This window comes from Rheinheimera sp., from assembly GCF_030690345.1.
Classification (GTDB): Bacteria; Pseudomonadota; Gammaproteobacteria; order Enterobacterales; family Alteromonadaceae; genus Alishewanella.
Genome location: NZ_JAUYGV010000009.1, coordinates 341,740 through 364,153, shown reverse-complemented (window position 1 = coordinate 364,153; position 22,414 = coordinate 341,740). Strand labels below are relative to the sequence as shown.

Here is a 22,414-nt window from a genome sequence, read left to right as displayed (position 1 = left end):
CCTAATATACGCGACCAAGGAGCACCGTTATGATCTACCAGAGTGACAACATTACTGTTGCCTACCTCAAGCCTGGTATCGCCCGCTTTGCTTTTAATGCCAAGGGCTCAGTTAACAAATTTGATCAGCAGACGCTTACTGATTGTAAGACAGCTTTAGACCTGCTGCACGCCGATAAGTCATTACAGGGCGTTATATTTTGCAGCGATAAAGATGCCTTTATCGTTGGCGCCGACATTACCGAATTTTTAAGTACCTTTTTACGCCCCGAAGCCGAGCTTATTCCGTGGATCAAACAAGCCTCTGACATTTTTGATCTGGCAGAAGACTTACCGGTTCCGACCATAGTAGCACTAAAAGGTTTCGCGCTGGGTGGCGGATGTGAGTGGTCACTTACTGCCGACTACCGCGTAGCCGACACTACTACCCGCATTGGCTTGCCGGAAGTAAAGCTGGGCTTAATGCCGGGCTTTGGCGGTACCGTGCGCCTGCCGCGTATTATCGGTGCCGACAATGCCATGGAATGGATCACTACCGGCAAAGACCACAGTGCCGATCAGGCACAAAAGTTTGGTCTAATTGATGCGGTAGTGGCACCAGAGAAATTGGAAGCCGCAGCGCTAAGCATGTTAGAAGATGCCATTGCCGGCAAACTGGACTGGCGTAAAAAGCGCGCCGTGAAGCTGCAGCCACTGAAACTGAATAAAACCGAAGCCACCATGAGCTTCAGCACCGCCAAAGGTATGGTGTTTGCTACCGCCGGCAAACACTATCCGGCACCGATGTTAGCGGTTACTACCATTGAAGCGGCCGCCACCCTGGACCGCGCCGGCGCTATGGCGCTGGAAAATGCCGGCTTTGCCAAGCTGGCAAAAACCGATGCCGCTACCGCGCAAATCGGCCTGTTTTTAAATGACCAGCTGATCAAAGGCAAAGCAAAAAAAGCTGCTAAAACCGCTACTAAAGCAGTGAATAAGGCCGCAGTACTTGGCGCCGGCATTATGGGCGGCGGTATTGCCTATCAGTCGGCGTTAAAAGGCGTGCCGGTAGTAATGAAAGACATCGCCGATAAAGCCCTTGAACTGGGTATGGGTGAAGCGACCAAGTTGCTGGGCAAACAGGTGGAGCGCAAAAAGCTGGATGCCATTGGCATGGCTAAAGTAATAGCGTCTATTACCCCGACGCTGAGCAACGAGAATGTTAAAGGTGTCGATATCGTGGTGGAAGCCGTGGTAGAGAACCCGAAAATTAAAGGTGCGGTGTTAAAAGAAGTGGAAGCCTTGCTGGCCGACGACGCTATTTTAACCTCGAACACCTCCACCATTTCGATTGATTCACTGGCGGCGAATTTAAGCCGGCCGCAAAACTTCTGCGGTATGCACTTTTTTAACCCGGTACACCGTATGCCACTGGTAGAGGTTATCCGTGGTAAAGACACCAGCGAAGAAACCGTAGCCGCCGTAGTGGCTTATGCGGCCAAAATGGGTAAATCTCCGATCGTCGTTAATGACTGCCCTGGCTTCTTTGTTAACCGTGTATTGTTCCCCTACTTTGCCGGTTTCAGCAAGCTGGTGTTAGACGGTGCCGACTTTGCCCAGGTAGATAAGGTAATGGAAAAGCAGTTCGGCTGGCCAATGGGCCCGGCGTACCTGCTGGATGTAGTCGGTTTAGACACCGCTTACCACTGCACCGACGTTATGGCAGCGGGCTTCCCGACACGGATGGCCAAGCTGGATAACGACCCGGTAGCGGCGATGTATAAAGCAGATCGCTACGGCCAGAAAAACGGCGTTGGTTTTTATGCTTACAGCAAAGATGCCAAAGGCAAGCCTAAAAAAGATATCGACCCGGCCGCGCTGAGCTTACTGGCCGGTATTGCCGGCGATAAGCAGGAATTCGGCAGCGAAGACATTATTGCCCGCGTTATGGTGCCAATGATTAACGAGACCATTCGCTGTCTGGAAGAAGGCATTGTTGCCAGCGCCGCTGAAGCCGACATGGGCCTGATCTACGGTTTAGGCTTCCCTCCGTTCCGCGGTGGCCCGTTGCGTTATGCCGATACCATAGGTTTAAGCAACTTTGTCGCCCTGGCCGATAAATACGCCCATTTAGGCGAGATTTATCAGGTAACAGATAAAACCCGCGCTATGGCCGAAGCCGGCCAGCGTTTCTTCCCGGTTTAAGCGCAGGAGCAAAATAATGAAAAACGCAGTTATTGTAGATTGCATTCGCACCCCGATGGGCCGCAGCAAGGCCGGTATGTACCGCAACGTGCGCGCCGAGCAACTGTCTGCCCATGTAATGGCCTCGTTGGTTGCCCGTAACCCGGCGTTAGACCCAAGCGATATCGACGACATTATCTGGGGTTGTGTACAGCAAACCTTAGAGCAAGGCTTTAACGTAGCGCGTAACGCAGCGCTGTTAGCCGGCATTCCGCACTCAGTACCGGCTGTTACCGTTAACCGTTTATGCGGCTCGTCGATGCAGGCTTTGCATGACGCCGTGCGCGCTATTCAAACCGGCATGGGTGAAGTGTATTTAATTGGTGGTGTGGAGCATATGGGCCATGTGCCGATGAACCACGGTGTCGATTTTCACCCGGGCTTGTCTACTTCAGTAGCGAAAGCCGCCGGTATGATGGGTTTAACCGCAGAATTGCTGGGCAAAATGCACGGTATCAGCCGTCAGCAGCAAGACGAATTCGGCGCCCGCTCGCACCGTTTAGCCCAGGAAGCCAGCCTGCAGGGCCGGTTTAAAAACGAAATTATCCCCACCGAAGGCCACGACGCCGACGGCGTGTTAAAGCTGATGGATTACGACGAAGTGATCCGGCCGGAAACCACAGTAGAAGCATTGGGCCAACTACGCCCGGTGTTCGACCCGGCTAACGGCACCGTAACGGCTGGCACCTCGTCTGCGTTATCCGACGGCGCCTCCGGCATGCTGGTAATGAGCGAAGATAAAGCCAAAGCGCTCGGCTTACCAATCCGCGCTTATGTGCGGGGTATGGGTGTGGCCGGTTGCGACCCGTCTATTATGGGTTACGGCCCGGTACCGGCATCGAAAAAGGCGTTGAAAATGGCCGGCATCACTATTGCCGATATCGACTACGCCGAACTGAACGAAGCTTTCGCTGCCCAGGCGCTGCCGGTAATGAAAGACTTAGGCTTACTGGAAGTAAAAGAGCAGAAAGTAAACCTGAACGGCGGCGCCATCGCCCTTGGCCACCCGCTGGGTTGCTCCGGTTCACGTATCAGCACCACGCTGATTAACGTAATGGAAGACAAAGGCGGTAAGTTTGGCCTGGCTACCATGTGTATCGGTTTAGGCCAGGGTATTGCGACGGTGTTTGAACGACCATAGTTTGAGCGGCCATAAGCTGGCAGCAATAAACACAATCGCATAGAATAAGGGCCGTTTTTACGGCCCTTATTATTGGCGCAAAAATAGTGGCGCAAATCCCGCTGACGCAGCCACAAACCACAAGCGTAGCGAATGCGGCAACAGCTGGCGTATAGAACGCCAGCGTACGGCAAAGCCGGGCCGCACGGCTGAGGGGCAGGATTGCCCGAAGCCCCGCTGTGGCGAGTACAGCGGGAGTTTGCGCCGAAGTAACCTCACTCGTGAAGTTAAACTTTTACCGGAGTACAGATGGAAGATATTTTCAGCAGCGCAGATCAAACCCTGGATGCCTTAGGCATGCGCTGCCCCGAGCCGGTAATGATGATACGGCTGCAAATTCGCAAAATGCAGGTGGGGGAAACTTTACTGATTATCGCCGACGACCCCGCCACCACCCGCGATATCCCGGCCTTCTGCCGCTTTATGGATCACGAGTTAGTGGGCAGTGATACAGCGGAGCTGCCGTATCGGTATGTAGTTAAAAAAGTTAGTCGCTAAGATTTGTGGTCTGCATTTGTTTGAGTGGTGAACTCCTGATACAGCTGCTTACACGCTTCGAGCTTTTCATCCAAAGTTTTGATATTCGCCTTTCTTCGCAACTCAGATACTTGTTTGACTTTCTGCTCTCTGGTTCTTCGCTCGAAGTGTCTAATAACCCAAGGTACGAAAATCCTATAATGATTCAGCATAAAATTGTGGACTTCAAATTCCCCACTGTAATGTGCATCTAAGTATTTTAGTGCTTCCTCCGTCCAGTCGTTTGACCTCTTAATTAAATCAATTAGTTGATTATCCAAATCGACAAGTTTCTGCATTTCTGACTCATCATTACTTGAACCTATCTTGAAAGCATTAACTGCCTTCTGTTTATCCCGAATTGAAGCCTCAATGATCATTTTTTTTAAATTTGCCTTGGGAAGTGCGAAAAATTTAAACCTTCCTTTATCCTTAACAACACCTCTCGTTGCATAAGGTATCCAAACACCTTCATGAGCAACTTTGTTCCTGATAACTTTTGCGAATATCACCATAGCTTTAAATTCATCTGAAACATCACTACGCTCATTTGTGTATCCCTTAGTGGTAGTAAGCATTTCATGTAGTGCTTGGCTATTAAGGAAATACGTTTGGATTCTTTCGGCGAAATCCAAATAAGACGGGCATGATGTATCCTCTGGGAAAGGGACATTTGCACAGGCAGTTATACAACGATTTAAAATTTCGACATTGACCAGAAGGTTCATAATGTCTTGATAAGACGCTCTAAATTCATGATGATGATAATCCAATCCAGCTATATCTGCCTCTGTAAGTTTGTTTGAGCTCACCAAAACCGGGCTTCCTTTTTGTTAAATTATTCGCTGCTATGGGTTGTCAACAAGCCCTACAGTAGTAGACCAAACAGTCAACGACAATAGTTTTATTCACGCTTATGTTGTCCATCACACACAAATGTACATTTGCACATTAGTGCATCATGTTTATACTTTAAGCTGCCTTAGTAATCAGCACCGGAGCGCGTAGTGAGCAGATTATCGATAGAAGTGACACCTGAGCAGCATCAGCTATTAAAAGCGATGGCTGCATTGCAGGGCAAAAGCATTAAAGATTTTATTCTGGACAAGGTGCTACCACAGCAAGCGGAAGAGCAGCCGAAAAACTACTCTGTGAAGCAGTTGGAAACTCTACTGCAACAGCGGCTAACCAGCGCCTATAACGGCAACTATTCTGAGCAAAGCGTCACTGATATATTCGAGCAGGCAGTAGCCGATGATGGCAAGCGCTAAAAAGCGTTATCGTTTAACTACTGAGGCCGTTCAAGACCTGCGGTATATCGCCCGTTATACTGTTAAAACCTGGGGCATAGCACAAAGCAGTTCAGGGGTACCCGCACTTTGTCACTTCAAAGATTAAACCGGCGTTTTCAAACTTATCGATGCACAAATACCCGGTAAATTTTCTGCTGTCATGCCATCTTGCAGGAAACCGTCGGATGAGCTGAGTTTGGCTCTTTCTCCATTGTCGGCCGCCATTACCTGATCGATCCAATTGGCGTGGCTGGATACCCGGGTGTACAGCTCTTTTACGCCGTACTCGCCTACATCTTTAAACCATGAATCTACTCTGGAGCTTACACCTAGCAAGTAATAGCCATCGTCTTGTTTCAGATAGGCCGGGCCACCGCTGTCGCCATTACCCGATACGCCCTCCAGCTCAAGCCCGTGTTGACCTGATTCAAACACAAATCTCAAATCGGATTTAGTCACTGCTACCACTTTATTTTGCGCCTTACGCAGCACTCCGTTGTTTTCTTTGTAGCCGACTGTTTCGCCGGTTAAACCTGTGCCGGTGCCACCACTGCCGATAAACCACAACACCTGCTCACGCTCATCCTGTTGGCGGTATAATTTGGCAGGCGCTACGCTCAGCACTGGTTTTGCCAGCTGGATCAGGGCCAAATCATTCTGCTCACCCAACTGATAAGAGGGGTAACTATAACGTGCTTTAACCTCAACCAATTCATCGCCCACCGCAATGCTCTGGCCAGGATTCAGGCAAAACACGGTATGCGCTGCAGTTAACACCCAGTCAGGCGCAATCAAAGTGCCGTGCACACCTATATTGTAAAACGTCGCCAACGGCGGGAAATCGGCTTTAGAGGCCAGATAAAGCTCTGCGGGTTTATCATGACGAATGACAATGGCTGACACCGAAGCAGTGAACATACCAGTCGCAATCAGGCAAACAGCACTTAGCTGTTTCAGATTGATATTGTTGTACATTGCAGCGTCCTTACGTGACTTTTAACGAACACCAGACTGACAGAAAACCTGATGATAATTAAGTTGTTAAATGTAAGGAGTTATGTTGAATAAAACATGCCGCTAATAGCGCAAAGCACACTGTTTTAGCTAACTTTAGTTTGCTGCTTTGGCGCGCTTTACCGATTGCGACAGCAGCGGATTACCGGTTGTTTAAACAAGCGCTCATTCAGCCAGTAGCCTGGAATGGCGGAGTTTGTCAGTTTTATTTACAACCACATAACTCACACAAACAATATTTGATAAATATCAATGGCTTAACTTTAGGCATGCTTATTGCTGACTTGCCGCGCTCTGTCAGAGCAATGCCATATGTGCAGTAATCAGTAAAGAGTTAATATAATGAAAATAAAAGTAGTATCTGCCTTGTTGCTTGCTTTAAGCAGCTTTAGTTCTTCCGCCGCACTAATTAATACTCAATTACCCGATAACGCTTACATAACCATCAACGGTTATGATGTTGCGTGGATATCACCTGTAAGCCAGAACAGAGGCCAGAGCGGTTTCGATTTCTCCGTCCAATCTCTATTTGGCTGGGCACCGATGACATTAGATATCTATGACGACATTGGTGGCCTGACCGGCTTTGACTTCGCCTTTGAAGGCGCCAACGTAGACTATGCTACCGGCAACAACCTGGACGAAGCATCCGGCGCCCATTTAGCTTATGTACTGTCTGGCACAGCACCACAATTCGATGTAGCGGTTGCAGCACCATGGTTTAGCAATTACAGCTGGATAGACTGGTCACAAGGTACTGACGGGCAATGGAGCCTTGCCGATTTCGACTTCCACGGCTGCACTAACAGCTGTAACGAGTCACTGGCCTTTCGTGTCAGCCAAGCTGCAGTAGCACAAGTACCGGAGCCGGCTACGCTGGCAATATTGGGCCTGGGCCTGATTGGTATCGCCGCCCGCCGTCGCCGCAGCTAACAGCAACCGTTAGACGCAGCAATTAAGCCGACAAGATGCCGGCTTAATTGTTTTTTTATCCGGCCAACGTCTGTGTTTCCTGTTTAGTGTCTCTGTTGTCCGCTTAGCTCCGCCACCGCCAACTCCAGCCGTTTTAGTTCGCGCAGTGTTGCGCTGCGATGGGTTTCCAGCCAAATCCATAGCTTGGTGCCTACCTGGGCCTGAAATGCCAGCAGCAGCAATACACCCCAATAAAGTTGTTGCTCAGGCTCAGCAGTAAAAAACTGATAGCCGCAGTAAAAAATAGCCAGCGCCAGCAGCACGGCCAAAATATACGCTATGGTCATAATAGCGCCGAGCCCGCCTTTAAAGCCGGACGCTAATACCTTATCCAGCCCCTGCTCTTCACGCATTAGTTTGTCCAGCTCTGCCGCTTGTTTTGCCAGTTGTTGCTTAATATCACTATCTAATGTCATAGCCTTATCCTCAGTTGATGGCTTGCAGTTGCTGTTGCAGCTGCTTACGGGCGCGGTGCAACCGTGATTTCACCGTGCCGGCAGGAATATCCAGTACCAGTGCTATTTGTATTATTTCCAGCTCGTGCAAGTAATGTAATTGCAGTACTAACCGTTCGTTGTCTGCCAGCTGCGCCATGGCTTTGGTTAAATCACTGCTGTTGTCGTCCGCGGCAGCGATAAAACAGCCGTCGTTGTCGTCCAGGCTTTGATGCTTGCGCTGCGCGGCCTGCTTTTGATAATCCAGCACTTCCCAGCGCACCGCGCGGTATAGCCAACTGGTAAACAACTGCGGGTCCTGCAACCGGCCGATACGCCGGCTGACTTTAAGCCAAACGTTATGCACCAGATCTTCCGCAGCGGCCGGGTTATGCAACAGGTAAGCCGCGAAACGGCGCAGGTCACGGTGATAATGCCGGTACACCAGCGAAAACGCGCGTTTATCGCCGGCTTGCATTGCCAGTACCAGTAAATCCAGTTGTGCCTGTTGCATCCGTAGCCCGTATTGTTATTGCTTGCCGGTAAAAGACGATTCACTGAACCTGTAGGTTCACCTTAGCTAAGCTTTATTTAGCGGCAATAAAAAAGCCAGCATTAAGCTGGCTTTTCTGTAGTTATTTCAACGTATTATTGCAGTACGGAAATATCGGCTACTTGCAAAAACAACTCACGCAATTGCTTTAACAACGCCTGGCGGTTGGCCCGCACGGCCGCGTCATCAGCATTTACCATCACTTTGTCGAAGAAGCTGTCAATCACATCCCGCATTGATGCCAGGTGCGCCAGGCCTTCGGCATAGCTATGCTGGCCGGCCTGATACGCTTGCTCCGCCACGATGGCGCTGTGCAGCGCCTGCTCGGCATCTTCCTGCAATAAAGCGGTATTTACCGTAGCGGCAATATCACCCTCTACTTTAGCCAGTATATTCGCCACCCGCTTATTCGCTGCGGCTAAGGCCGCCGCGGCGTCCAGCTTACCGAACTCTGCTACTGCCTTAACACGACGGTCGAAATCCGCCGGGTTAGTCGGTCGGCGTGCCAATACAGCCTGAATCACATCAACGCTGTAGCCCTCGACTTCATACCAGGCGCGGAAACGGCCGAGCATAAAGTCGAGTACCTCTTCTGCCACCTTGGCGTTACTCAGCTTAGTGCCGAAGGTTTGTTGGCTAAAGGCGATAATATCCACCAGATCCAGCGGCAGCTGCTTTTCGACCATAATGCGCAGCGCACCTATGGCGGCACGGCGCAGCGCAAACGGGTCTTTATCGCCTTTCGGCGCTTGGCCAATGCCGAAAATACCCACTAAGGTATCCAGCTTATCGGCAATGGCGACTGCTGCACCTTCTAACCGGCTGGGTAGCTGGTCGCCGGCAAAGCGCGGCATATACTGTTCATTCAAGGCCAGCGCTACGGCTTCGCCTTCGCCATCCAACCGGGCATAATGCATACCCATAATGCCCTGCACTTCGGGGAACTCGCCAACCATATTGGTCATTAAGTCGGCCTTGGACAGTAAACCGGCGCGCTCGGCAGCGGCTTGCTCTGCACCAATTTTTGCCGCGACAAAGCCGGCAACCTTACTGATACGCTCTGACTTTTCCGCCAGGGTGCCCAGCTGCTGCTGAAACAGTACTGTTTTTAAACTGTCTAAGCGTTGTGCCAGCTTTTGCTTACGGTCGGTATTAAAGAAGAACTGTGCGTCAGATAAGCGCGGCCGTACTACTTTTTCGTTACCGGAAATAATTTGTTGCGGATCTTTACTGGCAATATTGGCGACAAAGATAAACTTATTCAGCAGCTTGCCGTTTTGGTCTAACAACGGGAAGTACTTCTGGTTATCTTTCATGGTAGAGATTAACGGCTCTGCCGGCACTTGCAGGAAGCTTTGCTCAAAGCTGCCCACTAACACCACCGGCCATTCCACCAGGGCAGTAACTTCTTCCAGCAAGGCATCATCCATCAGCGCTTTGCCGTTCAACCCGGCCGCGGTTTTCGCTACTTCTGCAGCGATAAAGGCCTTACGTTCAGCAAAATCTGCCACCACAAACGCCTTACGTAAGGTTGCCAGATAGTCATCGGCATGGTTAACCGTGACTTTTTCCGGTGCATGGAAGCGATGGCCATGGGTCTGGTTACCACTGACGCGGCCCAGAATCGTCGCCGGTACTACGTCTTTGCCGTACAGCATAATAATGGTATGTACCGGGCGGATAAACTCAGCGGTTGAATTGCCCCAACGCATTGGCTTGGCAATCGGCAACTTAGCCAACGCCTGCTGCACTACTTCCGGCAGCAAGGTTACCGTTGCCGCGCCAACCACTTTAGCTTTATGCAGCAGCCAGGCGCCTTTATCGGTTTCCAGCCTTTCAGCCTGCTCTACCGTAATACCACAACCGGCAGCCCAGCCCTGGGCGGCTTTAGTGGGTTTGCCGTCGGCATCAAAGGCCGACGCAATAGCCGGGCCGCGTTTTTCGACCATCTTATCCGCCTGCTGTGCGGCTAAGCCATTAATGCGCACGGCTAAACGGCGTGGTGCGGCGTACCAAAGTACGTCGGCGTGGCTTAATTCCAGCTTGGCCAGTTCGGCACTCAGGTTATCAGCAAAGGCGCTGGCCAGGGTTTTTAACGACTTGGGTGGCAGCTCTTCGGTGCCAATTTCAACAAAAAAATCTTGCACGCTCATTATGCCTCCTGCTTGCTGCGCTGGTTGTTACATAGTGGGAAACCCAGCTTTTCACGCGTAGCGTAATAGGCTTCTGCACAGGCTTTGGCCAGTGCCCGCACCCGCAGAATATAGCGCTGGCGCTCGGTTACCGAAATAGCGTGGCGGGCATCGAGCATATTAAACGCATGCGAGGCCTTCATTACTTTCTCGTAGGCCGGCAGTGCCAGGCCTTGCTCAATTAAGTACTGGCTTTCTTTTTCGCACTGGTCAAAGTAGCTGAACAACGCGGCAACATCAGCGTGCTCAAAGTTATAGGTACTTTGCTCTACTTCGTTCTGGTGGAACACGTCGCCATAGGTGACGCGGCCCAGCGGGCCGTCAGTCCAAACCAGGTCATAAATAGAATCGACGCCCTGGATATACATTGCCAGACGCTCTAAACCGTAAGTAATTTCGCCGGTTACCGGGCGGCACTCTAAGCCACCTACCTGCTGGAAGTAGGTAAACTGGGTGACTTCCATGCCGTTTAACCACACTTCCCAGCCCAAACCCCAGGCGCCCAGCGTTGGCGATTCCCAGTTGTCTTCAACAAAGCGGATATCGTGTACCAGGGTATCAATACCCAGTTCACGTAACGAGCCTAAGTACAGCTCCTGAATATTGTCCGGTGATGGTTTTAAAATTACCTGAAACTGATAATAGTGCTGCAACCGGTTCGGGTTTTCGCCGTAGCGGCCGTCTGTTGGCCGGCGGCAAGGTTGCACATAGGCCACGTTAGTAGGTTCCGGCCCCAGTGAGCGTAAAAAGGTCATCGGGTGGAAAGTACCGGCGCCAACTTCCAGATCTAACGGCTGTACCAAAACACAGCCCTGGCGTGCCCAGTAATCCTGTAAGGCCAGTATTAAGCCCTGGAAGGTTTTAATATCGTACTTATGCATGCGAAGTGACTCACTGAAAAAATGACTGGAAAGTATACCTGGTTGTGGCGGCGATCTGTAGGGTTAGTAAGGGCTTTTAGCAAAAATGTTAGCACCGCCGTGGCAGTAGCTGCCGGTTAAGGGCCGTTAAGGCCCGGGTAATGGCAGCTTGTACCGGTTTAACTGCTGATGGGGCTGCGCGCCGTTGTGCTGGTAGTGCCGGCGACTGAGCTGCTGGTACTGACCGGACTGTTACTCACTGCACTGCTGTTGCTGCCGGCCGTAGCGGCTTCATCGCCGGCAAAAAACTGCTGCATATATTGCGTCGGGCTTTGGCCCATTACGCTGGTCAGGCCCAGATTGACAAAAGACGCGGCAACGCCAAGGCTACCGCCCCAGAAGGCGCCACCGGCCACCTGGGAGATATAGCCCATATCATCACCGGTCCAATCACGGTAATACTGGCTTACTACGGGGATATGCTGCAGCGGGTTAACAATATCCAACACGTCGCCAAAGCCGGGTACGCCACCTTCGCTAAAGGCGGTTGCATCAGTGTCGGTCGCCCCTGCTTCGGCCTGCGCTTGTGGCGGCGTTAACGCCGCCTGCACCATAGTTTGCATCATATTCTGCGTTAGCGCGGCGAACATGGCGTCTGAGCTGGTAAGCCCTGCCTTGCCGGTGTCAGCCCCGCCGCTTAGCGCACTAACCAGCTGAGCCGCCTGCTGCGCCGTATCTTCGGCGTCGTCGGGGCTTAATGCGGCGCTGAGCCTTTGCATAAAATCGCCTTCGCCGGCGCTATCCGGACTATTGCTGTCTGACCAATCCGTCAGGCTGTTAAGTAAACTGTTGTTAATTTGCATAGTGCTGCTCCGTGAAACTGTCTTGTTGTACCTGGTCTCTTACCTGCACGGCGGCCGGATAACGCTGGTTTACCGGCCGCGTATCAGCATGGTCCGGATACACCCTGATCACCTCAAGCTGCGCCGGTTCCTGCGTTGAACTCTGATAGCGGTTGCCCCAGCTATCGGTAAAACTGTCGGTGTAAGACAAGCTGAACCTGTCCCCAACCTGCACGCCCTGGCGGCTACCGGCACTTATCGCCACACCGGCGTCTGTTACACGAATAACCTGCGCTTTTATCCGCACACAACTTAGCAATGCCGCAGTATCATCAATGGCATCGTGCAGCAGCCGTTGCAGCTCAACACCGTAATCCGAGCGCCACAGCTGATCACTGCCGGGATCCGGTTGGGCCTTCACGGCATAAGGCCACAGCGTACGGCTTTGATAGGTTTTGCTTTGGATCAGGCTGCCACTTACGCCATCAAACACACTCAGCTCCAGCGCAAACTGGCGCGTCCAGCGGTCTTTTTTCAGTAGATTACCCGGCTGGACACCAAAAGCGAGATTACGCAGCCGGCCGCTTAGCACAAACTGCGCCTGTGCCGACTCTGCCAGGTAACGCAGCTGCTGCGCCGCCGTTGCCGACTGATACTGCTGTGGCGCAGCTAACGGCGCGGGCGCCACCGCCTTCACCAGAAAGTCAGTGCTTGCCGCACGTACGGCGGCAAAAAAGCGTTGGTTTATCTCTGCGGTCAGTTCGGTATTATGCAGCGCGGCCTGCGCCGCGCCCGATGCCAAACTAAAGGGTGCCAGTAGCAGCGCTTTTGCCACGCTGCGCTGCTCACACATGCTCTGCTGCGGCCAGATATCGGCTTTTAGCGTAACCGACAACCTGTTGTCAGTTTCGTGTTCTTCTTCAATCACAATTTGCGCCACCGGCAGCCCGGCGTGCAAGGTAAACAGTTCAGCCCCGACTTCATCATGGCGAAATAAACTTAACGCCACCAACGACACTTCTGCCTGCAACAAGGCACTGCGCAGAGCCTGTTTGGCCGCCTGCTGCCGCGCCAGTTGGCGGTTGTCGTCAAACACCACAGCACTGCCACTGCCGCTGTACCACTCAGCGCTGGCGACAAACGGCAGCAAACACCACAGCAGATATTTCGCCTTCATCAGTACCACCACTTTAACCGGCTGCTTACCGGCGTTAGCTCTGCCTGTGGCAGTGTAAGCAAATTGGCGGTATCCAGCTTCAGCCGTGTCACATAAAAGTTGCCTTCAATAGCTTCTGTAACCAACTCGGCGCCCTTTATCACGCCCTGTACCTGGCTTTGCACCTTATCAGCGGTCAGCACCGTCTGGTCGGCACTGCTGCTGGCGCTCAGCTTTTTGCCATATAATTGCTCGGCTAACCGGCGGTAAGCATCCTGACGCGATGCCGCCATGGCCTGTAGCAACTTATCTTCGTAGCTGCTGCCAGGCTGCGACGCCACTACCGCGTAGCCGGTGGCTTCCAGCACCATGCTTTGCACCGGTGCTTCCAACTGGTAGCGGATAGTGCGCTCGTAGCTGCAGCCGCTAAGCAACACTACCACAGTGAATAATGCGCAATAATTGCTTACAGTGGCCATAGTTCTGGATTATTCAATTTTTCAGTCAGCCAGCCCAGCCGCTGACTGTCGGCCAGGGCGCCGGTGCCGGAATATTCAATACGGGCATTGGCAATCTTCGTCGATTTGATTTTGTTGTCTTTATCGATATCTTTTGCTCTGATTATTCCGGTTAACCTGATGAATTCTTTACCATTATTTATCAACATCCATTTATCGCCACGTACCAGCAGGTTGTCGTTGCTCAGCACCCGCATCACCGTTACCGTTAGCTCGCCTTCAAAATCGTTGCTTTGGCTGGCCGAGCCATCGCCCTGAAACTGCTGATCCTGGCTTAATCCGAGGTTTATCTCTCTGCCGGCTATTTGCAGGTTGCCGCCCGGGATCTGTATCGGGTCAAGGTTGTACTCCGAGCTTTTCTTCAGCTGGGTATTGCCCTTTTTCGTCGCTTTGGTGGATTCAGATAATTGCACCGACACTATGTCGCCGGCTTTAAAATGCGAGCGCTCGATATACAGGCTGTGCAATCGCTCCGGGTTAAACAACGAGCCGGTGTTGCGCAGCGGCATCGGCTCCGGCTGCGGCTCCAGCGCGGCGTAGTACGGGTCATCCGGGTCAGGGCTATCCAGCCGGGTTAGCGGTAAACCGGCTGCCGGCTGCACCCGCTCTTCTAATCCGGCCGGCGGCGCCGCGCGCTCGCCAAACATAGAGCAGCCGGTGAGCAGCACCAGCGTACCCATTAAGCAGCCATTAAAGTATTTGAGCATCACCGTAATTACCTTAATATTGGTCAAGCCGTATTTAGCCAATATCAAGTTAGCGCAGCATTATGGAAAAATTGTGGAGAAAAACCGCTAAAAGCGTGAAGAAAAGTAAAGTTCTATTCACTTTCGTTTTTTTTGCGGCATAGTAACGTTTTCCGGAGGTTTACCGATGATAGTGACTGACGAAACCGATAGTCATGCCGGCGCTCAGTTGTCGCAAAAGGCCTTTTTACTGGTGTCATTGCTGGAGCAGCAGGTGCAGCAGTCGACAATACCGCCGGCGCTGTATCAGCAGTTGTCGGCGCAGATAACCGAGCTGAACAGCGTGCTGGGTGATTTACGCCTGCATATGAAGGTGTTGGGCGCGCCTGCCGCTGCGCCGCTGCCAACGCCGGCACAGCCGGCGCCGTTATTAGTATTAAATGAGCGCAGCTTTACGCTTAGCTCGCCGCAGCAATCGGTTAGCCTGACTAAGCTGGAGTTTAAGTTTCATCAGGTATTGGCCAGGCATCCGAAACAAATTTTTAGTCGCAGCCAGCTGATAGACAGCAGTTATACCGACTTTAAAGATATTAACGAGCGCACGGTAGATTGCCATATTCGCAAACTGCGCGCCAAACACCGCCAGCTTTACCCCAAGCTGCGTTTTGTTCATACCATGTATGGTGTCGGTTATTACTATGCCGAACCGGAAATTACCGCAATACAGAAATAAAAACGGGCCAGCAGGCCCGTTTTTTGATCGCATATCAGCTCAACGTCAAATTACACGTCTAAGTTAGCTACGTAGAGCGCGTTCTCTTCAATAAAGGCGCGGCGTGGTTCTACGTGGTCGCCCATCAGCGTGGCAAACAATTGATCAGCGCCGATGGCGTCTTCAATGGTTACCTGCAACATACGGCGGCTTTGCGGGTCCATGGTGGTTTCCCACAACTGATCCGGGTTCATCTCGCCCAGACCTTTATAGCGCTGAATATACAGGCCGCGTTTGGATTCACTCATCAGCCAATCCAGCGCTTCAAGGAATGTTTCCACCGGCTTGATTTTCTCGCCACGGCGGATATAGCCACCTTCTTCAATCAGGTCACGAATGGCATCACCCAGTGCTGCAATACTCAGGTAATCACGCGAGGTAACAAAGTCGTAGTGCAGCAGGTATTCGTTGTCGATACCGTGCTGGCGAATAATCACCTTAGGCAGGAACAACTGGCGCTCACGGTCTTCGTGCACCGCATAGCTGTAGCTGGAACCGTCGCCTTCTTTGTCATCCAGACGTTGCACCAGAGTTTTCGCCCACTGCTCGCTGTACTCAGCCGATTTGGCCTGGGCCACATCCAGTGCCGGTACATAGATCAGCTCGTTTAACAGGTTAAACGGGATTTTCCGCGTTAAGCGCACTATGGTAGCCGACACCTTGTGGTACTGCCGCACCAGAGTTTCCAGTGCCGCACCGCCAATGCCCGGCGCTTCAGCATTAACGTGCAGTGAGGCTTCGTCCAGCGCTAAGGTAGTCAGGTATTCGGTTAACGCCGCTTCATCTTTAATATATTGTTCTTGCTTGCCCTTTTTCACTTTATACAGCGGTGGCTGAGCAATATAGATATAACCGCGCTCGATCAGCTCCGGCATTTGACGGTAGAAGAAGGTCAACAACAGCGTACGGATGTGCGAGCCGTCGACGTCAGCATCCGTCATCAGGATGATGCTGTGGTAGCGGGTTTTATCCGGGTTGTATTCTTCACGGCCAATGCCACAGCCTAATGCAGTGATTAGGGTGCCAACTTCTTGTGATGACAGCATCTTGTCGAAGCGGGCTTTTTCTACGTTCAGAATTTTACCCTTCAGTGGCAGAATAGCCTGATTCTTGCGGTTGCGGCCCTGCTTGGCAGAACCACCCGCAGAGTCACCCTCTACTATGTACAGTTCAGATAACGCCGGGTCTTTTTCCTGACAGTCGGCCAGTTTGCCAGGCAAGCCGGCAATATCCAGCGCGCCTTTGCGGCGTGTCATTTCGCGCGCTTTACGGGCGGCATCGCGAGCACGGGCGGCATCGACAATTTTGCCAACGATAATTTTGGCATCGCCCGGGTTTTCCAACAGGTATTCGTTCAGCTTCTCGCCCATTACGCTCTCTACCGCCGAGCGTACTTCACTGGAGACCAGCTTGTCTTTGGTTTGCGAGCTGAATTTAGGGTCCGGTACTTTAACGCTGATAACTGCGGTTAAGCCTTCACGGGCATCGTCACCCGAGGCCTGCACCTTCATTTTCTTAGCGTAGCCTTCTTGCTCAATATAGGTATTTAATACCCGTGTTAAAGCGCCACGGAAGCCGGCTAAGTGAGTACCACCATCACGCTGTGGAATGTTATTGGTAAAACAAAACACGTTTTCCTGATAGCTGTCGTTCCACTGCATCGCAACTTCAACCGAAATGCCATCGTCGCGCTGATCAGTAAAATAGAATGCCTTAGGGTGCACGCTGGTTTTTGTACGGTTTAAGTATTGTACGAAGGCTTCAATACCGCCTTCGTATTTAAAGTGGTCTTTTTTGTCAGTGCGCTCGTCGGTCAGAATAATACTGACGCCTGAGTTTAAGAATGACAGCTCGCGCAAGCGCTTAGCCAAAATATCAAAGTGATAATTGATATCGGTAAATACGGTTGGGCTGGGCCAAAAACGGATGGTAGTACCTTTATCTTCGGTTTCACCAATTACCGCTAACGGTGCTTGCGGTACACCGAGGTGGTAAATTTGTTGATGCACCTTACCGGCACGACGAATAGTCAGTTCCAGCTTATCAGACAGCGCGTTAACTACCGATACCCCCACACCGTGCAAACCGCCGGACACTTTATAGGAGTTATCGTCAAACTTACCGCCGGCATGCAGTACTGTCATAATTACTTCTGCCGCCGATACACCTTCTTCGTGCATGTCGGTAGGAATACCACGGCCGTTATCGCGTACTGATACCGAGCCATCGCTGTGAATGGTTACCCAGATATCAGAACAGTGGCCGGCTAAGGTTTCGTCGATAGAGTTATCGACCACCTCAAACACCATGTGGTGCAGGCCTGAGCCATCATCGGTATCGCCGATGTACATGCCTGGTCTTTTACGAACTGCATCCAGTCCTTTTAATACTTTTATGCTCGAGGAATCGTAGTTATGTTGTTCGGCCATCGTCATCTGTCCGTGCTGTTAGCTGCCCGTGTTCCACGTGAAACATCGCCAGTTGCCCGGCGGCGATAAATGGTGAAACCTGTTCAGCGTTAATTGCAGTAATAAAAACCTGTGAGTTTATATCGCGTAAATAGCTAAATATCTGCCGGGTTGACTCTTGGTCTAACTCCGACGCCAAATCATCGATCAACAACAGCGGCTGCTTTTGGCCGTTGTCACGAATTACATTATTTTGCGCAATTTTAAGCGCAAATAATAACACTTTTAACTGACCACGGGATAACACTTCTTCAGCTGCCCATTGGTCTTTTTTAAGCTTTAAATCGGCTTTCTGCGGCCCGTGTTGGGTAAAGCCCATGCGGCAATCCTGGCCGAAGCTTTGTTGCAACAACTGCTGTAACTCTGCCGGGCTGGTGATTTTTTCCGGCCAACCCTGCTGCAGCTGAAAGCTTAACTGCTGCATTAATTCATCGTTGCCGGTAAGCTGACGAAACGCCGCTTCCAGCTGGCTAACATAGCCATGGCGCAGCTGTTGCAGCTCAAACGCCAGCAATACAAACTGCTGATCCCAAAACTCGAACTGGCTGTCGTACTGGCGGCTGGTTTTCAGCAGAGCATTACGCTGTTTCAGTACTTTGTTGAAGCGCAACCAGCTGTCGAAGAAATTTGGTTCCACGTGGAACAATCCCATATCGAAAAACTGCCGCCGCTCTTTTGGTCCGCCGAAAAATAAGCGAAAACTGTCTGGTGTAATCAGCTGCACCGGCAGCAAGCTGGCAAACTCGGCCAAACGGTTTACATTGCTACCGTTAAGCCGCAGCACCAGCTCACCCTGCTTGTCGCGTTGCAAACCCAGGCTATGCGTATGTTGTTGTGCCGACACCTTAGCATGTAACACAAAGGCATCGCTATCATGCTGTATTAAACGCTGCGGCCGGCTGGTGCGAAATGAACGGCCATGGGCCAAATAATAGATGGCTTCAAGCAAACTGGTTTTGCCACTGCCGTTCATGCCCACAATTAAATTAAACTGAGCATGCGCGCTTAACGACACTGCCGTCAGATTGCGAAACTGACTGGCGCTAACTGACAACAGTGACATGGTTACAGACGCATTGGCATAACAACGTAAGAAGCACCAACATTACCTACGCCTTCTACCAGCGCACTGGAGTTAGCATCGTTAAGGTGCAATACCACTAAGTCTGTGGCCAGGGTGTTTAATACATCCAGCAAGTAACCAACATTAAAGCCGATTTCCAGGTTATCGCCCTGGTACTCTACTTCAATAATCTCTTCGGCTTGCTCGTGCTCGGGGTTATTCGCCACAATTTGCAGCTCGCCGCTGCTTAACGTAAAGCGCACGCCGCGGTATTTTTCGTTAGATAAAATAGACGCGCGGGTGCAGGCATCTTTTAATACGCTGCGGTGTGCGGTAACCAGCTTGGTGCTGTTACGTGGCAATACACGGCGGTAATCGGGGAAGCGGCCGTCGATCAGCTTACTGCTGAACACGTAATTGCTGTCGGTCAGGCGGATATGGTTTTGACCCAGGCTTAAGGTTACCAGCTGATCATCGCTGGCCAATAAGCGCATTACTTCTAACACGCCTTTGCGTGGAATAATAATTTGCTTTTGCTGCGCGGTAAAACCGGGTAATTCGAGGCTGCTCAATGCCAAACGGTGACCATCGGTAGCGACTGCTTTAACAGCACCGTTATCCACTTCAAACAGCAAACCGTTCAAATAATATCGTACATCCTGATTCGCCATAGAAAAGGCGGTGTCATCGAGCAACTTGCGTAACTGCATGCGGTTTAGCTGAATGTCTACCTCGCCCTGCCAGCTTTCTAAGTTAGGGTACTCAGAGGCACTTAAGGTAGATAAGGTGAACTTGGTTTTACCGCAGGTAAGAATACAGTTATCGCCCTGCAGCTGCACGCGAATATCAGAGCCCTCCGGCAGGCTGCGGCAAATATCCAACAGCTTTTTTGCCGGCACGGTAATGCGCCCCGGGCTTTGCACGGTAATAGCATCGGTAGTAGCCACCAGCTCTACTTCTAAATCGGTACCGGTAAGGGATAAGCCGGCTTCGGTTACTTCCAGCAATACGTTAGATAAAATAGGCAGCGTATGACGGCGCTCTATAGCACCGGACACCATTTGTAATGGTTTGAGTAAGGCGTCTCTGTTGATGGTAAATTGCATAACAACGTCCCTTTACGATGACAAAGTACGGATTAAATTTTGGAAATCTTCTTTTATTTCGTGCGTTTCTTCTTTTAACGACTCGATTTTACGACAGGCATGCAGCACTGTGGTGTGATCGCGCCCGCCAAAAGCATCGCCAATTTCCGGCAAGCTATGGTTGGTCAGCTCTTTTGATAACGCCATCGCCATTTGCCGTGGCCGTGCAACTGAACGTGAGCGTCGCTTAGACAATAAGTCGGCTACACGGATTTTGTAGTATTCAGCCACGGTTTTCTGAATGTTTTCGATGGTAACTAACTTATCCTGCAGCGCGAGTAAGTCGCGCAGCGCTTCACGGACGAAATCGATAGTGATAGGCCGGCCGGTAAAGTTGGCATTGGCAATAACGCGGTTTAACGCGCCTTCCAGTTCACGCACGTTTGAGCGTAAGCGCTTGGCAATAAAAAACGCCACTTCTTCCGGCAGACGGATCTGGTTCTCGTGCGCCTTACGCATCAGAATGGCCACCCGGGTTTCCAGCTCCGGTGGCTCAATAGCGATGGTTAAGCCCCAGCCAAAACGCGATTTTAAGCGGTCTTCCACGCCGTCAATTTCTTTTGGGTAGCGGTCGCTGGTAAGAATAATTTGCTGGTTACCTTCGAGCAGCGCATTAAAGGTATGGAAAAACTCTTCTTGTGAGCGCTCTTTATTGGCAAAAAACTGAATATCATCGATAAGCAGCGCATCTACCGAGCGGTAATAACGCTTAAATTCTTCTATAGCATTGTTTTGTAACGCTTTTACCATATCCTGTACAAAACGCTCGGAGTGCATGTAAATCACTTTAGCGTCCGGCTTCTTCGCCAGGATGCCGTTACCTACCGCATGTAATAAGTGGGTTTTACCTAAACCGGTGCCACCGTAGATAAACAGCGGGTTATAAGCGGTACCGGGATTATCGGCTACCTGACTGGCGGCAGCGCGGGCCAGTTGGTTTGACTTACCTTCAACAAAGTTAGTAAAGGTGTAGTTGGCGCGCACATTACTCGTAACGATGGTTTTCGGCGCCGGCTCCGGCGCTTCTCTTGGTACAGGCGCGGCCTGAGGCACGGCGGCTAAGGCCGGTGCCGGCGTAGTAGATCTGGCTTTATTGCTTTGACTGGAACCAACGTCAAACTTCAGCCTGGGGGCATCATCGCCACAGTAATCCTGGATCAGCTCTAAGATCCGGCTCAGGTATTTTTCGCGTACCCAATCCAGCACAAAGCGGTTTGGCGCGTACAAGGTCAGCCCTGTGTCAGAACTGTCGGCTTGCAACGGGCGGATCCACATACTGAAATGCTGCGCGGGCAATTCGGCTTGCAGCGCTTGCAGGCAATTTTGCCAAACGGACTGATACACCATATCTCCTGAAGCCTTAGTTATTCTGATTAAAAAGGCTGGCGTAAGTTAACGAAGCGCACATTATGGTACTATCTTATCCACAACTTCAATATTGACTTTTTCAAATTAGCACTCGGCGCAAAGAAATAGCCATAAGCAACTGTTTAAAATCAATATATTTCTCTTATACCATTTCATAATACCGCTGCTTTTTGCCCGACAAATTTGAACTAAAAGTAAAATAACCCACACTTTATTCAGTTAAACCACAGCGCCCTGTGGAAAACTTTAGCAAAAACAGGATCGGCAATGATCGCTGTACAATAAAACGCAGGATCAGATTGACTTTAGGCCGCAGACTACTTAAAATTCGCGCTCATTTTTGTCAGCTGCGTTTTGGTATATTTACTAAAACACAGAAACCTTTAGTAAATATTTCGACCGGACGGATGAGATTATGAGTAAAAGAACTTTTCAACCAAGCGTATTAAAGCGCAAGCGTAACCACGGTTTCCGTGCTCGTATGGCTACCAAAGGTGGTCGTCAGGTATTAGCGCGTCGCCGTGCTAAAGGCCGTCAGCGTTTATCTGCTTAATCAGCGGTTAGCCGCTGAGTTGGTCAGCTTGAAATTCGGCAGGGAGTTACGTCTGTTAACTCCCGGTCAATTCGATAACGTCTTCAAACTCCCTTTTCGGGTTTCTTCTCCTCTGTTCACCATTTTAGCCAAAGCCAATCAACTGCCTCATCCCCGATTAGGCCTTACTATCGCGAAAAAACGTGTTAAATTAGCCGTGCAACGCAACCGTATTAAGCGCTGCGTGCGTAACAGCTTTCGTTTGCATCAACATGAGTTGCCCGGTGTCGATTTGGTACTGATGGTAAAAGGTGATATTAGCAACACTGCTAATGATGAGTTACAACGGCAACTGGAAAAGTTATGGCGCAAGATCGCTCGCCAGTACACCGCTTCGCTGTCAGCATAGCGCTAACGCTGCTGCGCGGGTACCAGAGACTGATTAGTCCGCTGTTTGGACCAAGCTGCCGTTTTAATCCAACCTGCTCACATTATGCGATCACTGCGATAGAACGCTTTGGCGTGCTGAAAGGCTGTTGGTTAGCAGCGAAACGTATACTGAAATGTCACCCCTTACATGCTGGCGGTGATGATCCTGTTCCTGAAAAGCACAATGAGAAAAGCTAAGC

At 51.0% G+C, this 22,414-nt stretch carries 23 protein-coding genes; 9 read left to right on the top strand and 14 right to left on the bottom strand.

Features of this window, described 5'->3' with window-relative positions; all coding sequences use genetic code 11:
• The first annotated feature begins 29 nt into the window (after positions 1 to 29).
• The 3 genes from fadB to tusA all read left to right on the top strand — a co-directional run bounded on the left by fadB (position 30) and on the right by tusA (position 3,900).
• Complete coding sequence (gene fadB / locus Q8O77_RS19940; protein WP_305557494.1) at positions 30 to 2,183, top strand: fatty acid oxidation complex subunit alpha FadB; 2,154 nt, start codon at positions 30 to 32, stop codon at positions 2,181 to 2,183.
• Between the two features lie 16 nt (positions 2,184 to 2,199).
• The gene (fadA, locus tag Q8O77_RS19935; RefSeq protein ID WP_305557491.1) at positions 2,200 to 3,363 is read left to right on the top strand and encodes an acetyl-CoA C-acyltransferase FadA; all 1,164 of its coding nucleotides are present in this window, start codon (positions 2,200 to 2,202) and stop codon (positions 3,361 to 3,363) included.
• 288 nt (positions 3,364 to 3,651) lie between these two features.
• Positions 3,652 to 3,900 carry a sulfurtransferase TusA gene (gene tusA / locus Q8O77_RS19930; protein ID WP_305557488.1) on the top strand — a complete coding sequence of 83 codons (249 nt, stop codon included), beginning with the start codon at positions 3,652 to 3,654 and terminating at the stop codon, positions 3,898 to 3,900.
• Here the strand turns inward: tusA and Q8O77_RS19925 are convergent.
• The gene (locus Q8O77_RS19925) at positions 3,897 to 4,730 is read right to left on the bottom strand and encodes a hypothetical protein (protein WP_305557485.1); all 834 of its coding nucleotides are present in this window, start codon (positions 4,728 to 4,730) and stop codon (positions 3,897 to 3,899) included. The two genes, tusA and Q8O77_RS19925, sit on opposite strands and share 4 nt — an antisense overlap.
• A gap of 195 nt (positions 4,731 to 4,925) precedes the next feature.
• Between Q8O77_RS19925 and Q8O77_RS19920 the strand changes: the two genes are divergently transcribed.
• Positions 4,926 to 5,189, top strand: coding sequence for a DUF1778 domain-containing protein (locus Q8O77_RS19920; protein ID WP_305557482.1), 264 nt, complete (start codon positions 4,926 to 4,928; stop codon positions 5,187 to 5,189).
• A gap of 123 nt (positions 5,190 to 5,312) precedes the next feature.
• Here Q8O77_RS19920 and Q8O77_RS19915 read toward each other — a convergent pair whose 3' ends face one another.
• Positions 5,313 to 6,185: a trypsin-like serine protease gene (locus Q8O77_RS19915; protein ID WP_305557479.1), complete on the bottom strand. Its 873-nt coding sequence runs from the start codon at positions 6,183 to 6,185 to the stop codon at positions 5,313 to 5,315.
• 582 nt (positions 6,186 to 6,767) lie between these two features.
• Between Q8O77_RS19915 and Q8O77_RS19910 the strand changes: the two genes are divergently transcribed.
• On the top strand, positions 6,768 to 7,157 hold the full coding sequence (locus Q8O77_RS19910) for a PEP-CTERM sorting domain-containing protein (RefSeq protein WP_305557476.1): 390 nt from the start codon (positions 6,768 to 6,770) through the stop codon (positions 7,155 to 7,157).
• 83 nt (positions 7,158 to 7,240) lie between these two features.
• Here the strand turns inward: Q8O77_RS19910 and Q8O77_RS19905 are convergent, their stop codons facing one another.
• The 8 genes from Q8O77_RS19905 to Q8O77_RS19870 all read right to left on the bottom strand — a co-directional run bounded on the left by Q8O77_RS19905 (position 7,241) and on the right by Q8O77_RS19870 (position 14,458).
• A complete protein-coding gene (locus Q8O77_RS19905; protein WP_305557473.1) occupies positions 7,241 to 7,612 on the bottom strand; it encodes a DUF6768 family protein in 372 nt (123 codons plus the stop codon).
• 10 nt (positions 7,613 to 7,622) lie between these two features.
• Entirely contained in the window at positions 7,623 to 8,144 is a 522-nt protein-coding gene (locus Q8O77_RS19900; RefSeq protein WP_305557470.1) for an RNA polymerase sigma factor, read from the bottom strand.
• Between the two features lie 134 nt (positions 8,145 to 8,278).
• Complete coding sequence (gene glyS / locus Q8O77_RS19895) at positions 8,279 to 10,336, bottom strand: glycine--tRNA ligase subunit beta (protein WP_305557467.1); 2,058 nt, start codon at positions 10,334 to 10,336, stop codon at positions 8,279 to 8,281.
• Complete coding sequence (glyQ, locus tag Q8O77_RS19890) at positions 10,336 to 11,256, bottom strand: glycine--tRNA ligase subunit alpha (protein ID WP_068237157.1); 921 nt, start codon at positions 11,254 to 11,256, stop codon at positions 10,336 to 10,338. Before glyQ ends, glyS begins: the two co-directional genes overlap by 1 nt.
• Before the next feature lie 158 nt (positions 11,257 to 11,414).
• Positions 11,415 to 12,098, bottom strand: coding sequence for a hypothetical protein (locus tag Q8O77_RS19885; RefSeq protein ID WP_305557461.1), 684 nt, complete (start codon positions 12,096 to 12,098; stop codon positions 11,415 to 11,417).
• Entirely contained in the window at positions 12,088 to 13,254 is a 1,167-nt protein-coding gene (locus Q8O77_RS19880) for a flagellar assembly protein T N-terminal domain-containing protein (protein ID WP_305557458.1), read from the bottom strand. Before Q8O77_RS19880 ends, Q8O77_RS19885 begins: the two co-directional genes overlap by 11 nt.
• Complete coding sequence (locus Q8O77_RS19875) at positions 13,254 to 13,712, bottom strand: LPP20 family lipoprotein (RefSeq protein WP_305557455.1); 459 nt, start codon at positions 13,710 to 13,712, stop codon at positions 13,254 to 13,256. Before Q8O77_RS19875 ends, Q8O77_RS19880 begins: the two co-directional genes overlap by 1 nt.
• The gene (locus tag Q8O77_RS19870; protein ID WP_305557559.1) at positions 13,700 to 14,458 is read right to left on the bottom strand and encodes a flagellar basal body L-ring protein FlgH; all 759 of its coding nucleotides are present in this window, start codon (positions 14,456 to 14,458) and stop codon (positions 13,700 to 13,702) included. Before Q8O77_RS19870 ends, Q8O77_RS19875 begins: the two co-directional genes overlap by 13 nt.
• Before the next feature lie 166 nt (positions 14,459 to 14,624).
• Between Q8O77_RS19870 and Q8O77_RS19865 the strand changes: the two genes are divergently transcribed.
• Positions 14,625 to 15,170, top strand: a complete 546-nt coding sequence (locus Q8O77_RS19865) for a winged helix-turn-helix domain-containing protein (protein ID WP_305557452.1) — start codon at positions 14,625 to 14,627, stop codon at positions 15,168 to 15,170.
• A 50-nt stretch (positions 15,171 to 15,220) separates the two neighbouring features.
• On the opposite strand, the gene gyrB is transcribed toward Q8O77_RS19865, so the two are convergent.
• Genes gyrB through dnaA form a run of 4 tightly spaced genes read right to left on the bottom strand, consistent with a single transcriptional unit; the run spans position 15,221 to position 21,229 of the window.
• The gene (gyrB, locus tag Q8O77_RS19860; RefSeq protein WP_305557556.1) at positions 15,221 to 17,638 is read right to left on the bottom strand and encodes a DNA topoisomerase (ATP-hydrolyzing) subunit B; all 2,418 of its coding nucleotides are present in this window, start codon (positions 17,636 to 17,638) and stop codon (positions 15,221 to 15,223) included.
• Entirely contained in the window at positions 17,622 to 18,740 is a 1,119-nt protein-coding gene (gene recF, locus Q8O77_RS19855) for a DNA replication/repair protein RecF (RefSeq protein WP_305557449.1), read from the bottom strand. The genes gyrB and recF overlap by 17 nt, the downstream gene beginning before the upstream one ends.
• Before the next feature lie 2 nt (positions 18,741 to 18,742).
• On the bottom strand, positions 18,743 to 19,846 hold the full coding sequence (dnaN, locus tag Q8O77_RS19850) for a DNA polymerase III subunit beta (protein ID WP_305557446.1): 1,104 nt from the start codon (positions 19,844 to 19,846) through the stop codon (positions 18,743 to 18,745).
• Positions 19,847 to 19,858: 12 nt separating this feature from the next.
• Positions 19,859 to 21,229 carry a chromosomal replication initiator protein DnaA gene (gene dnaA, locus Q8O77_RS19845; protein WP_305557553.1) on the bottom strand — a complete coding sequence of 457 codons (1,371 nt, stop codon included), beginning with the start codon at positions 21,227 to 21,229 and terminating at the stop codon, positions 19,859 to 19,861.
• Between the two features lie 439 nt (positions 21,230 to 21,668).
• Between dnaA and rpmH the strand changes: the two genes are divergently transcribed.
• The 3 genes from rpmH to yidD are packed head-to-tail and all read left to right on the top strand — an operon-like array spanning position 21,669 to position 22,412.
• Positions 21,669 to 21,806, top strand: coding sequence for a 50S ribosomal protein L34 (gene rpmH / locus Q8O77_RS19840; RefSeq protein ID WP_068237138.1), 138 nt, complete (start codon positions 21,669 to 21,671; stop codon positions 21,804 to 21,806).
• Entirely contained in the window at positions 21,775 to 22,194 is a 420-nt protein-coding gene (gene rnpA, locus Q8O77_RS19835; protein ID WP_305557443.1) for a ribonuclease P protein component, read from the top strand. Before rpmH ends, rnpA begins: the two co-directional genes overlap by 32 nt.
• Positions 22,149 to 22,412 carry a membrane protein insertion efficiency factor YidD gene (gene yidD, locus Q8O77_RS19830; protein WP_173502568.1) on the top strand — a complete coding sequence of 88 codons (264 nt, stop codon included), beginning with the start codon at positions 22,149 to 22,151 and terminating at the stop codon, positions 22,410 to 22,412. The genes rnpA and yidD overlap by 46 nt, the downstream gene beginning before the upstream one ends.
• The last annotated feature ends 2 nt before the right edge of the window (positions 22,413 to 22,414 follow it).

Excerpts from the sequence above, each read along its gene's own strand:
- Q8O77_RS19875 (WP_305557455.1), bottom strand. The coding sequence starts at position 13,712 with ATGGCCACTGTAAGCAATTATTGCGCATTATTCACTGTGGTAGTGTTG.
- fadB (WP_305557494.1), top strand. The coding sequence starts at position 30 with ATGATCTACCAGAGTGACAACATTACTGTTGCCTACCTCAAGCCTGGT.
- recF (WP_305557449.1), bottom strand. The coding sequence starts at position 18,740 with ATGTCACTGTTGTCAGTTAGCGCCAGTCAGTTTCGCAATCTGACGGCA.
- Q8O77_RS19900 (WP_305557470.1), bottom strand. The coding sequence starts at position 8,144 with ATGCAACAGGCACAACTGGATTTACTGGTACTGGCAATGCAAGCCGGC.
- Q8O77_RS19905 (WP_305557473.1), bottom strand. The coding sequence starts at position 7,612 with ATGACATTAGATAGTGATATTAAGCAACAACTGGCAAAACAAGCGGCA.
- tusA (WP_305557488.1), top strand. The coding sequence starts at position 3,652 with ATGGAAGATATTTTCAGCAGCGCAGATCAAACCCTGGATGCCTTAGGC.
- fadA (WP_305557491.1), top strand. The coding sequence starts at position 2,200 with ATGAAAAACGCAGTTATTGTAGATTGCATTCGCACCCCGATGGGCCGC.
- rpmH (WP_068237138.1), top strand. The coding sequence starts at position 21,669 with ATGAGTAAAAGAACTTTTCAACCAAGCGTATTAAAGCGCAAGCGTAAC.
- Q8O77_RS19915 (WP_305557479.1), bottom strand. The coding sequence starts at position 6,185 with ATGTACAACAATATCAATCTGAAACAGCTAAGTGCTGTTTGCCTGATT.
- Q8O77_RS19870 (WP_305557559.1), bottom strand. The coding sequence starts at position 14,458 with ATGCTCAAATACTTTAATGGCTGCTTAATGGGTACGCTGGTGCTGCTC.
- Q8O77_RS19880 (WP_305557458.1), bottom strand. The coding sequence starts at position 13,254 with ATGAAGGCGAAATATCTGCTGTGGTGTTTGCTGCCGTTTGTCGCCAGC.
- glyS (WP_305557467.1), bottom strand. The coding sequence starts at position 10,336 with ATGAGCGTGCAAGATTTTTTTGTTGAAATTGGCACCGAAGAGCTGCCA.
- Q8O77_RS19865 (WP_305557452.1), top strand. The coding sequence starts at position 14,625 with ATGATAGTGACTGACGAAACCGATAGTCATGCCGGCGCTCAGTTGTCG.
- Q8O77_RS19910 (WP_305557476.1), top strand. The coding sequence starts at position 6,768 with ATGACATTAGATATCTATGACGACATTGGTGGCCTGACCGGCTTTGAC.
- gyrB (WP_305557556.1), bottom strand. The coding sequence starts at position 17,638 with ATGGCCGAACAACATAACTACGATTCCTCGAGCATAAAAGTATTAAAA.
- dnaN (WP_305557446.1), bottom strand. The coding sequence starts at position 19,846 with ATGCAATTTACCATCAACAGAGACGCCTTACTCAAACCATTACAAATG.
- Q8O77_RS19885 (WP_305557461.1), bottom strand. The coding sequence starts at position 12,098 with ATGCAAATTAACAACAGTTTACTTAACAGCCTGACGGATTGGTCAGAC.
- yidD (WP_173502568.1), top strand. The coding sequence starts at position 22,149 with ATGGCGCAAGATCGCTCGCCAGTACACCGCTTCGCTGTCAGCATAGCG.
- glyQ (WP_068237157.1), bottom strand. The coding sequence starts at position 11,256 with ATGCATAAGTACGATATTAAAACCTTCCAGGGCTTAATACTGGCCTTA.